Source organism: Pelosinus sp. IPA-1, from assembly GCF_030269905.1.
Taxonomy (GTDB): domain Bacteria; phylum Bacillota; class Negativicutes; order DSM-13327; family DSM-13327; genus Pelosinus.
In genome coordinates, this window is record NZ_BSVC01000011.1 from 77,751 (window position 1) to 90,781 (window position 13,031).

At 40.4% G+C, this 13,031-nt stretch carries 12 protein-coding genes; 11 read left to right on the forward strand and 1 reads right to left on the reverse strand.

Features of this window, described 5'->3' with window-relative positions; genetic code table 11:
• The first annotated feature begins 83 nt into the window (after window positions 1-83).
• From QSJ81_RS22615 to QSJ81_RS22640, 6 genes are all read left to right on the forward strand, one after another.
• Window positions 84-2,135 (forward strand): DUF5693 family protein, encoded by a 2,052-nt coding sequence (locus QSJ81_RS22615; protein WP_285719611.1) that lies wholly within the window; start codon window positions 84-86, stop codon window positions 2,133-2,135.
• Entirely contained in the window at window positions 2,128-3,237 is a 1,110-nt protein-coding gene (csaB, locus tag QSJ81_RS22620; RefSeq protein WP_285719612.1) for a polysaccharide pyruvyl transferase CsaB, read from the forward strand. The genes QSJ81_RS22615 and csaB overlap by 8 nt, the downstream gene beginning before the upstream one ends.
• Window positions 3,237-4,088: a YitT family protein gene (locus QSJ81_RS22625; protein ID WP_285719613.1), complete on the forward strand. Its 852-nt coding sequence runs from the start codon at window positions 3,237-3,239 to the stop codon at window positions 4,086-4,088. The genes csaB and QSJ81_RS22625 overlap by 1 nt, the downstream gene beginning before the upstream one ends.
• Before the next feature lie 38 nt (window positions 4,089-4,126).
• Window positions 4,127-4,972, forward strand: a complete 846-nt coding sequence (locus QSJ81_RS22630) for a transketolase (protein ID WP_285719614.1) — start codon at window positions 4,127-4,129, stop codon at window positions 4,970-4,972.
• 64 nt (window positions 4,973-5,036) lie between these two features.
• Window positions 5,037-5,972: a transketolase family protein gene (locus QSJ81_RS22635; protein WP_285719615.1), complete on the forward strand. Its 936-nt coding sequence runs from the start codon at window positions 5,037-5,039 to the stop codon at window positions 5,970-5,972.
• A gap of 195 nt (window positions 5,973-6,167) precedes the next feature.
• Window positions 6,168-6,917 carry a site-2 protease family protein gene (locus QSJ81_RS22640; RefSeq protein WP_285719616.1) on the forward strand — a complete coding sequence of 250 codons (750 nt, stop codon included), beginning with the start codon at window positions 6,168-6,170 and terminating at the stop codon, window positions 6,915-6,917.
• Window positions 6,918-7,295: 378 nt separating this feature from the next.
• Here QSJ81_RS22640 and QSJ81_RS22645 read toward each other — a convergent pair whose 3' ends face one another.
• Complete coding sequence (locus QSJ81_RS22645; RefSeq protein WP_285719617.1) at window positions 7,296-7,718, reverse strand: GNAT family N-acetyltransferase; 423 nt, start codon at window positions 7,716-7,718, stop codon at window positions 7,296-7,298.
• A gap of 226 nt (window positions 7,719-7,944) precedes the next feature.
• Between QSJ81_RS22645 and QSJ81_RS22650 the strand changes: the two genes are divergently transcribed.
• The 5 genes from QSJ81_RS22650 to QSJ81_RS22670 all read left to right on the forward strand — a co-directional run bounded on the left by QSJ81_RS22650 (window position 7,945) and on the right by QSJ81_RS22670 (window position 12,837).
• The gene (locus QSJ81_RS22650) at window positions 7,945-8,469 is read left to right on the forward strand and encodes a nitroreductase family protein (protein WP_285719618.1); all 525 of its coding nucleotides are present in this window, start codon (window positions 7,945-7,947) and stop codon (window positions 8,467-8,469) included.
• Between the two features lie 243 nt (window positions 8,470-8,712).
• Window positions 8,713-9,399, forward strand: a complete 687-nt coding sequence (ftsE, locus tag QSJ81_RS22655; protein ID WP_285719619.1) for a cell division ATP-binding protein FtsE — start codon at window positions 8,713-8,715, stop codon at window positions 9,397-9,399.
• Window positions 9,389-10,276 (forward strand): permease-like cell division protein FtsX, encoded by an 888-nt coding sequence (gene ftsX / locus QSJ81_RS22660; protein WP_285719620.1) that lies wholly within the window; start codon window positions 9,389-9,391, stop codon window positions 10,274-10,276. Before ftsE ends, ftsX begins: the two co-directional genes overlap by 11 nt.
• A gap of 21 nt (window positions 10,277-10,297) precedes the next feature.
• A complete protein-coding gene (locus tag QSJ81_RS22665) occupies window positions 10,298-11,425 on the forward strand; it encodes a murein hydrolase activator EnvC family protein (RefSeq protein ID WP_285719621.1) in 1,128 nt (375 codons plus the stop codon).
• 269 nt (window positions 11,426-11,694) lie between these two features.
• Window positions 11,695-12,837, forward strand: coding sequence for a S41 family peptidase (locus QSJ81_RS22670; RefSeq protein WP_352230927.1), 1,143 nt, complete (start codon window positions 11,695-11,697; stop codon window positions 12,835-12,837).
• The last annotated feature ends 194 nt before the right edge of the window (window positions 12,838-13,031 follow it).

The following is a 13,031-nucleotide window of genomic DNA, read 5'->3' on the forward strand; positions in this document are numbered from 1 at the left end:
TATGATGAAGTTGCATAAAGTATTGCAGAAAGCGGTTAGAATATAGTTACATGGACTTATTTATGATAAGGTGGGATCGATTGTTGAAACAGTTTACATATAATCGGATATTAGTAGCATTGATTGCAATTGGCTTAGTGGCAGCCTTGTCTATTGTATGGCAGCGTCATAAGGTAGAAGAAAATAATACAACCGTTGAAATGGTTATGGAATATGAGGATGTTCTTGAATTAGCACAGCTTGAGGGTGCTCCTATAGATGCTTTGATGCAACGAATTAAGGATGCAGGTATTACTTCCCTCGCAGTCTACGAGACTACCTTAGAAAAATTAAATAAAAGCGGTAAGGTGACGACTCTTTCTGGTGCCCAATTGTTACAGCAATACCAAACCGGTATGCTGAGTGATATTGCTTGGCGTAACTTGGTAGAGACAGGGCGTATTAAAGCGGAAGATGTATATGTAATTGGTCGTGACCCACAAGTTTTTGCTGAGGTTAAGGAAGATTTAAGCAAACGTTTAAGCCGTGAAAGGGTAACCCTTCTTGATAGTCAAAAACAGATTTTAGCTGTTAAAGCCAATTATGAAAAAGTAATCAAATGGAATCTTGGGTTGCCTACAGATGAGATGCGTTATGTGGCAAGTCAAGGATTTTGGGTCGTAGCTCGGCCTAGTAACTATTCAAAAGTACAAGAATCAGATGTGTTAGGTGTGTTTGACCGGTTGTCAGGTATTGATAAGGTTTCTTCGATAATGTTTGCTGGAGATGAAGCATTAGGATATCCAGATCTTTTATCCTTAACCTTGAAAAAAGTCAAAGAAAAGCAGCTAACCTTAGACTTAATTGAGCATCCATTACAACTGCAGTTTTTTAAACAAGAAGGTCTTGTGCCTATGGCGGTTGCCAATGATTATAAGGCAGCGCGAGTTTATGTGATTCCCAAAGATGAACAGCCTAAATTAAAACAGGCAGAAGCTGTACAGCGTTGGATCGTAACGGATCAAGAGCGTAATATACGGGTTAATCTTTTGCGAAAGTATGACAAAGCGGAACCGGGCAAAACCCTTATCGAAACGAATTTGGAATATGTGGCCGATGTGCGTGATGGTTTGATCAATAACGGTTTTACCATAGGGCGTGCCGGTACATACCAACCTTACTTTCCTAATAAATTTTTGCTAGCGATCATTGCACTTGGCGCAGTAGCTGCAGGAGTATTGTTTTTGACGTTAGTGCGTCCGTTCGCCCTTAAATACCAATATGGATTGTTGCTGCTTCTAGGTCTTATCTTTGCATTTCCTTTAGTAAAAGGTAGTGGGGATGTGGTTCGCCAGGCTGTCGCCTTATTTAGTGCGATTATCTTTCCTGTTCTGGCCATGACCTGGCAAATTGATCGTTGGAGAGGTATGACGATTCAAGGTCGTAAACCTCTAATTGGTATTATTAGAGATGGGATCGGTGGTTTAATAATTATCGTTATTCTGTCAATGATTGGCGGTATGTATGTCGCTGCTGTACTTGGTGATGTACGTTTTTTTCTCGAAATGGAAATATTCCGTGGTGTAAAATTAACCTTTGTCGCTCCTCTTCTCTTGGTTACTGTAGTGTATTTAACTCGGTATAATTTATTGGTAACGGAGCAAGAAAATCGCAAAGATGTTTGGCAGCAAGTAGTGAAATTGCTGAATTATCCTGTACAAATTAAGACCTTAGTGATATTTGCTTTAGTAGCTCTAGCCGGATGGGTATTTGTGGGTAGATCGGGTCACACGGCAGGTGTGCCTGTGCCTGATATTGAACTTAAAATGCGGGCTTTTTTGGAGAGGGTAATGTTTGCTAGACCTCGGGAAAAAGAGTTTATGATAGGGCATCCTGCCTTTTTCCTTGCTGTGATGGCCTTGTATCGCCAATGGCCAAGAGTAGTACACTATACCTTAGTTGTAGTTGCTACCATCGCTCAAGGTTCTTTAGTAGAAACCTTTGCCCACATACGCACTCCTGTCTTTATGTCTTTTGTCCGTGGTATAGATGGTATGGTAGCAGGGATTGGTATGGGTATATTGGCGGTAATTGGTGTACAGTTGCTCTGCTATTTGTCTGTTGTCCTAGGAAGGAGACCTACTGAGAATGAGTGAGATTGTTATTTCAGGGTACTACGGTTTTGGTAATGCTGGTGATGAAGCCATGCTTGCAGCCATGATTGAAGTATTAACTGAACTTGCATCCGATATAAAGATTACAGTACTTTCGGGTAATCCAGAGGATACTCGCAGGCGCCATGGAGTAGCGGCTATCTATCGATTAAATTACCCGGAGATTGCCCGGACTTTATCGCGAAGCCAGTTGCTGATTAGTGGTGGTGGCAGCTTGCTCCAGGATGTGACGAGCGAGCGGAGTTTATATTATTACCTAAGTATTATGATGCTGGCTAAAAAATTAGGTACGCCTGTTATGCTCTATGCCCAAGGTATAGGGCCTGTACGGGGAACCTTGGCGAGAAGTGCTATGCGTTATATTGGCAATATGGTAGATTTAATTACTGTACGAGACGAAGGCTCTCTTGCTGAATTAAAAAGACTTAGAGTAGTGAAGCCACCTATTCACGTTACTGCGGATCCTGTGCTAGCAATGCACCAAGTAGATAAGCAGATTGGTAGAAGAATTTTACAAAAAGCTGGTGTTGAAGGTACAGCACCACTAATTGGTATTTCCGTTCGAGAATGGAAGGATTGGAAACATTATAAGCAGGCCCTCGTGGAAGTTGCTGACCAATTAGCAGTGGAATTTGGGGCTAAAATTGTGTTTTTACCCATGCAGTGGCCAGAGGATTGCGCCGTATCAAAAAAAATGGCCATTCGTACAAAGAAACAATCTATTGTATTAGATGAAGAGTACACGACGAGTGAGTTGCTATCCTTAGTAGGGAATTTTAATGTATTAATCGGTATACGGCTTCATGCTTTGATTTTTGCTGCTGTTATGCATGTCCCTATGGTTGGCATTTCTTACGATCCAAAGATTGATCGTTTTCTTGAATCTTTAGGAGAGTGTCATGTAGGAACACTACAAAATATAGATAGTCAGATGTTGGTTGAGAAGGTGCGGCAGCTATGGCCTACGAGTACAGGTATGAACCCTTCGAAGGCGAAGCAGAGTGCCCAGTTACGGGATAAAGCGTTTCAGAATGCAGAGTTAGCGTTGGAACTTATTTCTCAAAGAAAGTGCGGGAAGGCATAATGATGAGGAAAATAGTATGGCGTGATTATTTGGGAATTACCCTAGGCGCCTTGATTACTGCGATTAGCTTGAATATGTTTCTAATTCCAAATAAAATAGCAGCGGGCGGCGTAAGTGGTCTAGCAACAGTACTTTATTATTTGTTAAACTGGCCCGTCGGTGTAATTATGCTGGCCTTTAATGTTCCTTTGTTTATTATTGGTCTTAAAGTATTAGGAGCCCGTTATGGGATTAATACTTTATTTGGTGCTGCCATGTTGTCCATAATGATTGATCTTACAGCTCCTTTTACCCCTGTGCTGACATCGGATTTATTGTTAAATTCGTTGTACGGTGGAGTGGTGGGCGGTATTGGTATGGGACTCGTATTTCGGTCCAAGGGCAATACGGCTGGAACGGCCTTAGCTGCTGTTATTCTCAATAAGATACTAGGAATCCGAATTGGGCAAGCTATGATGGCAGCCGATTTTTTTGTAATTGTGTTTGCAGGTTTAGCTTTTAAAAGTGCTGAACTTTCCTTATATGCTTTAATCTCCATGTTTGTTACAGGTCAAATTGTTGATCTAGTGCAAGAAGGACCTAGTACATCCAAGGCCTTTTTTGTTATGAGCAACCAACCTAAGCAGGTGGCTGCTGCTATTATCAATGAAATGGATCGGGGTGTGACTGTACTGCAAGCAAGGGGTGGCTACACTGGCGAGTCTAGGGAAACATTATTATGTGTGGTAAGCACCAGTGAGGTAACTCAACTCAAAGAAGTGATTTATCAGATTGATCCTAAGGCTTTTGTAATTGTGACAACAGCCCATGAGGTGTTAGGTGAAGGATTTACAGAAGTAAATAAGGGTTAAAATAAGCATTTTTCTTAAAACTAAAGGAGGTTGTATCTATGGCTGAAAAACTAACGCAAGAAAAAGTATCTCAATTAGAGAGTTATGCAAAATCCATTCGCTCTAACATTGTAGCAATGGTTACGGAGGCTCAATCGGGTCACCCAGGGGGGTCCTTATCCGCAGCTGATATTTTAACAACATTATATTTTGCTGAAATGAATGTAAATCCGAGTGATCCTCATCAGGTTGACCGTGATCGTTTTGTTTTGTCAAAAGGACATGCAGCTCCTGTCTTATATGCAACGTTGGCAGAAAAGGGCTTTTTCCCCAAGGAAGAACTATTGACATTGCGTAAGATTGACAGTCGTATCCAAGGACATCCTAGCATGAAGAGTTTACCTGGAATTGATATGTCCACGGGTTCCCTAGGACAGGGCTTAAGTGCTGCATCAGGTATGGCCTTAGCGGCTCGTCTTGATGGACGTACCAATCGAGTATACGCAGTTCTTGGTGATGGGGAACTAGAAGAAGGTATGGTATGGGAAGCAGCCATGTTTGCTGCTCATTACAAATTGGATAACCTAACAGCTTTTGTTGATTTTAACGGATTACAAATAGATGGTCCTGTTTCAGAAGTACTTTCACCACTGCCTATACCAGAAAAATGGAAAGCTTTTAATTGGCATGTTATTGAGATAGATGGACATGATATCCAAGCTATTTATGCTGCGATTCAAACTGCAAAAACAATAAAAGGCAAACCTACCATGATCGTTGCTACAACCATAAAAGGCAAAGGCGTATGTGAAATGGAAAATAAAGCAGATTGGCATGGCAAAGCGCCTAGTCGCGAGCAGTGCGAATTGTTTATGGCACAATTAAATGATCTCGAATCAAAATAAATAATAAATAGGTTGGATGAACGCTAAAAAGCGGTTATCATCAGCCAATGAGAGGTGTTAAAAAATGGGGTTAGCAACTCGTGAAGCATATGGAGAAATACTAAAAGAACTTGGAGAAAAACATAAGGATATTGTGGTGTTGGATGCGGATCTATCAAAATCCACCAAGACAGCAGTATTTAAGAAAGCCTTTCCTGAGCGTTTTTTTAACGTAGGAATTGCAGAACAAAATTTAATGGGAATTGGGGCAGGTCTAGCAGCCAGTGGTAAGATTCCTTTCGTATCTACCTTTGCAATGTTTGCCGCAGGTCGTGCTTTTGAACAAATTCGTAATTCAATTTGCTATCCAAAACTGAATGTAAAGATTGCCGCTACCCATGCTGGTTTGACAGTTGGTGAAGATGGAGCATCTCACCAATCCATTGAGGATATTTCTTTAATGCGCAGCATTCCAAATATGACAGTCATTGTGCCTGCCGATGCAGAAGAGACACGTAAAGCTGTGGCTTATGCGGCTACCTATGATGGCCCTGTTTATATTCGCTTGGGCCGTATGTCAGTGCCGGATTTATTTGCCGCTGATTATACTTTTGAACTTGGTAAGGCAGTACAGCTCGCAGATGGTAAAGATGTTACTATTATCGCCACGGGCATTATGGTGGCAACTGCAAAACAGGCAGCCGAAGAACTTGCTGCTGTTGGGATTTCAGCAAGAGTTCTTAATATACATACCATTAAACCAATTGATCGGGAAGCAATTATTAAGGCAGCTTCTGACACAGGTGCAATTGTCACTTGTGAAGAACATAGCGTTATTGGTGGTCTTGGCAGTGCTGTTGCCGAAGTAGTAGTAGAAAATAACCCTGTTCCAATGGAACGTGTAGGTGTAATGGATACCTTTGGTGAGTCCGGAACTCCAAGTTCTCTATTAGTCAAATATCATTTAACAGCAGAAGATATTGTAGCTGCTGCCAAGAAAGCAGTTAGTCGGAAGAAATAAATTCCAATAAAGATAAAACGCTCCTCGCATGCATACACATGTAGAGGGGCGTTTTTGTTATGATAAAAAGATTTAACCACAGAGGTGCAGAGTACGCAGAGGGGCTCTAACTTTCCCTATCTTTTCTCTATGTCCTCTGTGTCTCTGTGGTTCAAAATAAGCTACGTATTTTTTATATCGTATGGAGGGTAAAGGATGAAGGCATGGCAAGTGGTCAGTTTTGGTAAGAAGATGCTGGGTAAGTTAGCCCTTTTTTTAGTAGGCTTGATTGCCATGTTAAAAATGGGATCTGGGGTTACCATGGCTGTATCCATGGTGATTTCTATACTTGTTTATGCGATGGCTTTTGGGATGTCTTTTGCGATTGGTTTTGTGCTCTTACTTCTGTTGCATGAATGGGGACATTTAATGGCGGCAAAGGTAGTTGGTCTAAATGTTTCTCGCCCTGTATTTCTTCCCTTTATTGGGGCGATTATAAGAATCAAGGAATTGCCCCGCAATGCAAAAATGGAAGCCAATGTAGCAATCGGTGGGCCGGCGATGGGAACTTTGAGTGCATTGATTTGCTTGGCCTTCTACTTATGGACGGATAGTCTTTTGTTATTAGTTCTTTCTTATACTGCCTGTTTATTAAACTTATTTAATCTGATTCCCTGCGACCCACTGGATGGAGGTCGTATTGCTGTTGCCATTACCCATCGTCTTTGGTGGTTAGGAAGTCTTGTAATTGGAGGGTTATATTTATATACTTATAATTTTTTTCTGCTTTTATTTTTTTGGTTTTCTTTATATCGGATTTGGAAAAATGTTGACCTGAAGGAAGATGTTAATTATTATCACCTTACCCTAAGCCAGCGATTAGCAGTAGCTTGGTGGTATTTTGGTTTGGTAATTGTATTAGGGGCGACGACATTATACATTGGTGCAATCTTTAACGGCAGGTAAAGATTGCACCAGTGTAAAGAACGTAAGAATAACACTTCGCGTCATTTTTGAACCACAAAGACACAAAGGTCACAAAGGGGTTCTATCCATCTCATTCCCATCTTCTTTGTGTGCCGCGATATCGGCATTGTGTCTTTGTGGTTCAATCTTTTTAACTAGAAACTTATAAATTCTGATACCATAAGAAAAACACTTTGCGTTCTTTTAGTCTACGGATCAAGCGACGGGTCCATGTTATTATAAGCGTAAGTCAAGTAACACGGTGAAGCTTTAATAATATGGACTCGAAGCGACCTACAAACAACAACAAAACTTATACTTTTTGGTACTACAAAAAAGACACAGCTGCGACCGTTAACGGGCAGCTGTGTTCGTAACCTATTCAATAAAGCCTCTTTCACGCATTACTCTTTCCTTCGTAAACCTAGCCATCCCTGTAAGCATTTTATGATAACCAATTTTGCGATAAAATGGCTCTTTTCCTGGACTTGCATACAAGATAATATTCATATTCTCTAAGCCCTTATGAATCTCTTCAACAATCAATCTGCCAATGTTTTTTCCTTGATAGGAAGGGCGAACAGCAATATCGTAAATTGCCGCCTGGTACGCACCATCTGAAATAGCCCGACCTACCCCAATTAACGATTCATTATTAAATATGAATACTACGCGATAGCTATTTTCAAAGGCTTTCCTCGTCAATTCTGCAGAATGAGTTGCCAATCCTGCATCGCGGAGTACATTGCAAACCTCTTGCCAATTAACATTTTCACTATTTCCTTGGATTCGATATTGCATACTTACCTCCCAATTTCCTTTATCTAAGACTCATCTATTCTGAAAATAATAAATTAGCGATAGAACATAAAACTCCTGCCTATTTTGCAGATAAATTCAGATATTGTTAAGCCTTGTAATTTTGAGGGGAAACGTAGCAGGAATATCCTGCTTCAGATATAAAGTAATACATAGTATCAGAGATAATCCTAATAAAAAATAATAGTAAAGAGTAGAGGGATTCAAAATGGATTCAATCATGTCAACAATAGTAAACCGGAGAAGTATTAGATCCTATACATCGGAAAAAGTAAGTAAAAATGATATTACTAAAATACTAACTGCTGGGAGCTGGGCTCCTTCGGGTAATAATCTACAACCATGGAAATTTTCTGTTGTAATGAATAATGAAGAGTTAATTAAAAGGCTTTCATCCCTAACGATTTATCAAAGTTGGCTACAGACTTCTCCCTGCTTGATAGCAGTCTTTCTTGATACGAAAGTGGTAGATAATAAAGTAGAAGGTATTTATCTAAAACATGTGCAAGCAATCGGAGCCGCAATTCAGAATATGTTGCTTGCTGCTTATGAACTTGGTTTAGGTACTTGTTGGATTGGTGAGATACTAAAAAATGAAAATCTGGTAAAAGAGATATTGGGAGCTTCAAAGGAGTTAGAATTAATGGCTGTTATATCTGTTGGCTATCCAAATAAAAATAATATAAGGTCAAAAAGAAGGGTTATTTCTGAAGATATTATAAGCTGGTTCTAAGTTGAGGTAGCCATAATTTAGGATGCAATTAAAATAAATACAGTTATTACTTGGATACAATTTGTGGAGCATATCTTTCTTATTATTACTAAGAATAGTATTCTCGCTGTTGTTTTTACAAAATATAACTTTGAAAAAGTTGGATTGTGAAAAATAACAGCAAAAAAAAGGGATTTTGGTACAAACGTCAAAGAATTACAAGTAGAGCTGAAATTTTTCTGGTAGTAGGGAGAGTGACTATAGTTGATTCATTTGGATGGTGTTTCTAAAGTTTATGATAATGGTTGTGTCGCCCTCTCTGATATTACGGTTGACATTCCTAAAGGTGATTTTGTATTTGTGGTAGGCCCCAGTGGTGCAGGTAAATCCACTTTTATAAAGATGATTTTTCGGGAGGAGTTGCCGACAAAAGGTAAATTAATTGTCAATGGCCGTAATGTGGGCGAGTTAGAGCCTTCAGAAGTACCTTACCTAAGGCGCAATTTAGGTATTGTATTTCAAGATTATCGTTTGTTGCCGAATAAAACGGTGTATGAAAATGTAGCATTTGCTATGCAGGTAATTGAGTCTTCTCGTCGAGAGATTCAAAAACGTGTATCTCATGTATTAGACTTAGTTGGTTTGCGGCACAAAGCCAAGAACTTCCCTGGTGAACTGTCTGGTGGTGAGCAGCAGCGTATTGCAATTGCAAGAGCCATTGTTAATAATCCTGTAGTAGTGATTGCCGATGAGCCAACAGGAAACTTAGATCCAGAAACATCTTGGGAAATTATGAAAATCTTTGAACGAATTAATAAAGATGGGACAACCATTGTTATGGCTACCCATGATAAGACTGTGGTTGATGCTATGAAAAAACGAGTTATTGCAATTGAAAAAAGCCGTATTGCTCGGGATCAGGTGAAAGGGGTATACGGTTATGAAGATTAGAACAATGGAGTATTTTATCAGAGAAGCAGTCTCTTCTCTTAGGCGAAATGGCTTAATGAGCTTTGCGTCGGTTAGTACTGTGGCCTTGTCTCTGCTCATTTTAGGTATGTTTTTAGTAATGGTTTTAAATCTGAATAATATGGCTTCTACCTTAGAGTCACAGGTACAGATTTCTGTATATCTGCAGGATGGTTTAAGTGAGCACGAGATGCGTGAAGTGGGAACTCGTATTACAAAGCTGCCTGGTGTTGTGCAAGTGAACTTTATCGATAAAGAAGAAGCCATGAAACGCTTCAAACAGCGTTTAGGAGAACAGCAGAGTTTACTGAATGCCCTTGGCGAGGCAAACCCACTGCCAAACGCCTTTGAGGTCAAGGTGGACAGGACTGATCGTGTGAAACCAGTGGCTCAAGCCATTACCCAATTAAAAGGGGTAGAAAATGCAAAATTTGGTCAAGAAGTAGTTGAACAGCTATTTGCGTTAACGAAGATGGTGCGAATCTTTGGTTTGGTTATCATTCTATTTTTAGCTTTAGCTGCGCTATTTATTATTTCCAATACCATCCGTATTACCGTATTTGCTCGGCGTAAAGAGATTGGTATTATGAAATATGTTGGTGCCACAAATTGGTTTATTCGTTGGCCTTTCTTATTGGAAGGTATGATGTTAGGGTTTGGTGGAGCGTTGGTTGCCGTATTGTGTTTAAATGAAACCTATGGAGTTTTGATACATCAAGTGTATGAATCCCTGGCATTTTTACCGCTAATCCCCCAATACCCATTTATTACAAACATAAGTGTAGTGCTATTGGTAACAGGCACGGTGATAGGGGCTCTTGGCAGCACCATATCACTACGTCGATTTATGAAAGTATAGTGGGTAAGCAGGAGGGGTTTGATGTTTAGTAGCAAACGGTATTTGGCCTTAGGTTTAGCACTTGTTATGATGATTATAGCTGTTGGTCCTGCCTTAGCCAATGAATTGGCAGAGCAGCAACAGCAGGTGCAGCAGCAAATGCAGGAGCAACAGGAGAAATCAGCCCAGGCTAAACGGAAGGTAGAGAGTGTTTCCGATCAGTTGCATAAGGTTCAAATGGAACTAGATAATGCACAAGGTGATTATCTTTCTGTCCAAAAGAAGTTAAGCGAGACAGAGGAAAAAATTGAGGTAAATTCTGCTGTTTTGGCTAAAGCGGAAAAAAGCTTGTCGGAACGTGGTGTGATTTTAAATAAGCGTATTCGAGATATTTATCAAAATGGCCAGTTAAATTATTTGGATGTGCTATTTGGTGCAAATGATTTTGGCGATTTTACAACTCGTATGGAAATTTTGAAACGAATTATGAACAAAGACATTGAGTTAATTGTCAAAGTAAAGGCTGAACGAGAGCTAGTATTACAGAAGAGGTCAGAATTAGAAAGTGATCGTGCCTCAATTTTAACATTGAAGCAAGTAGCAATAGAAAAGAAAAAGATTATTGAGTCTAGTAAGAAAGAGCGGGAAGCTGTTTTGGCTTCGGCAGTCAGTGAGCGGGATACTGCAGAGCAGTCCTACCAGGAACTCCTAGAAACTTCACGTAAGATTGAAGATATGATTCGCCGAAACCAAAATAAGAAGCAAGGGCCTAGCAGTGGTACAGGCTCTATGATGTGGCCGACAGATGTTACTGAAATTACGTCACCCTATGGCTGGCGCACCCATCCCATTTTTGGGACATCTCGTTACCATAGTGGTATTGATATTGGTGCTGATTATGGAGATTCGGTTAGAGCGGCAGATAGTGGTGTCGTTATGTATGCAGATTGGATGGGTGGCTATGGTAAAGCCGTAATTATCGAGCATGGTAATGGCATTTCTACTTTATATGGGCACAATTCGGAGCTGCTAGTAAGTGAAGGGCAAAGAGTACGTAAGGGGGAAGTTATTTCCCGAGTAGGTTCGACAGGCTACTCTACAGGACCTCATTTGCATTTTGAAGTGCGGCAGAACGGATCACCAACGAATCCAATGGACTATTTGCCATAAAGAAGACTTGATTTAGATGGAGTTTTAACTCCATCTGGATCTTAGTCGCACTTATCCAGGGACTTAGCTGCTATTAACTTCCGCATGAGAGTCTTAGAGCAGCTTAGTCATCGGATAAAAGGTTGATAATTTGCCATAAGGGTACCCAAAGTGGGTGCCCTTATGGAATATTTAATGCGTGTTCTGCATATAGTTAATATGTATGTTTTTATAGGGTATATTAGCGAAGAGGTGAACGTTGATTCAACTCTCGAATTGGGGTGTATGTATTGAGTCGTCGTAAAATTATTGTAGCAGCCATCTTATTGGTTGTATTTACCTTCACTGTAACAACAGCTGGATTCTTATATCTGCTAAGGGGAAACTCTGCAGATATCGTCAGCACGTTAAAGTTCTTTCGGGCCTTGCAGATTGTCAAGGCTCGCTATGTGGAACCTGTAGACACGGATACCTTGGTGGCGGGTGCTGTGAAAGGTATGGTTAGCTCTTTGGGTGATCCTCATTCCGTTTATATGGATCCCAAGATGTATAAGGAATTCATGGTGGAAACGGAAGGTTCCTTTGGTGGGGTCGGCATGGTTCTTGGGGTAAAGGACAAAACTTTGACAGTCGTTTCGCCGATTGAAGGTACACCGAGTGATAAGGCAGGAATCAAAAGCGGGGATCAAATCATTAAGATTGATGGAAACGATACAAAGGATATGGCATTGGATGAAGCCGTGGGTAAAATCCGTGGTCCAGAAGGCTCACAAGTCACACTCACAATTCGTCATGAAAGTGAGCCGCTGAAGGATGTTGTTTTACAACGATCCAACATTCAAATTAAAACCGTCTCAGGCAAAATGCTGCCTAATAAAATTGGTTACATTCGTATTTCTATGTTTAATGAAAACACAGGAAGTGACTTTAATCAAAAATATCAAGAATTAGAAGCCGAAGGTATGCAGGGCATTATTCTAGATCTTCGGGATAATCCTGGAGGATTATTAGAAGAAAGTGTGAAAGTTGCTAGTAAATTTGTACCCAAGGGACCGGTTGTTTCTGTAGTTACCCGAGATGGGCATAGAGAAACTCACTCTTCTAACTTGGAAGCGGTAAAATATCCTGTGGCAGTGCTAGTAAACGGCGGAAGTGCGAGTGCTTCTGAGATCGTTTCAGGAGCCATCCAAGATACTGCTTCTGGTACCTTGATCGGTACTAAAACCTATGGCAAGGGTTCTGTGCAAACCGTACTTAGATTAGATGGCAGTGCGATAAAATTAACGATTGCAAAATACCTAACACCTAACGATCGTTCCATCAATGGAATTGGTATTGAGCCAGATATTAAAGTAGAAATGGAAAAAGATGCAACGAAGGATATACAACTAGACAAAGCCACACAATTCGTAAAAGAAAAGTTGGGTAAATAAAGAAAGGTAGCGGCGGGCTTTTGCTTAGCCGCTTTTTTCTAATGGTAGATTTATAGTTTTTTGAATGTAGTTAGGAACGAAGGGATTGAACCGCAGAGGCACAGAGGACACAGAGAAAAGATTAGATTTAAGATATTAGCCCCCTCAGTGCTCTCTGCGCCTCTGTGGTTAAACGGTTCCATGTTTTACCCACA

Excerpts from the sequence above, each read along its gene's own strand:
- QSJ81_RS22665 (WP_285719621.1), top strand. The coding sequence starts at position 10,298 with ATGTTTAGTAGCAAACGGTATTTGGCCTTAGGTTTAGCACTTGTTATG.
- QSJ81_RS22630 (WP_285719614.1), top strand. The coding sequence starts at position 4,127 with ATGGCTGAAAAACTAACGCAAGAAAAAGTATCTCAATTAGAGAGTTAT.
- QSJ81_RS22625 (WP_285719613.1), top strand. The coding sequence starts at position 3,237 with ATGATGAGGAAAATAGTATGGCGTGATTATTTGGGAATTACCCTAGGC.
- QSJ81_RS22650 (WP_285719618.1), top strand. The coding sequence starts at position 7,945 with ATGGATTCAATCATGTCAACAATAGTAAACCGGAGAAGTATTAGATCC.
- QSJ81_RS22635 (WP_285719615.1), top strand. The coding sequence starts at position 5,037 with ATGGGGTTAGCAACTCGTGAAGCATATGGAGAAATACTAAAAGAACTT.
- QSJ81_RS22640 (WP_285719616.1), top strand. The coding sequence starts at position 6,168 with ATGAAGGCATGGCAAGTGGTCAGTTTTGGTAAGAAGATGCTGGGTAAG.
- ftsX (WP_285719620.1), top strand. The coding sequence starts at position 9,389 with ATGAAGATTAGAACAATGGAGTATTTTATCAGAGAAGCAGTCTCTTCT.
- csaB (WP_285719612.1), top strand. The coding sequence starts at position 2,128 with ATGAGTGAGATTGTTATTTCAGGGTACTACGGTTTTGGTAATGCTGGT.
- QSJ81_RS22645 (WP_285719617.1), bottom strand. The coding sequence starts at position 7,718 with ATGCAATATCGAATCCAAGGAAATAGTGAAAATGTTAATTGGCAAGAG.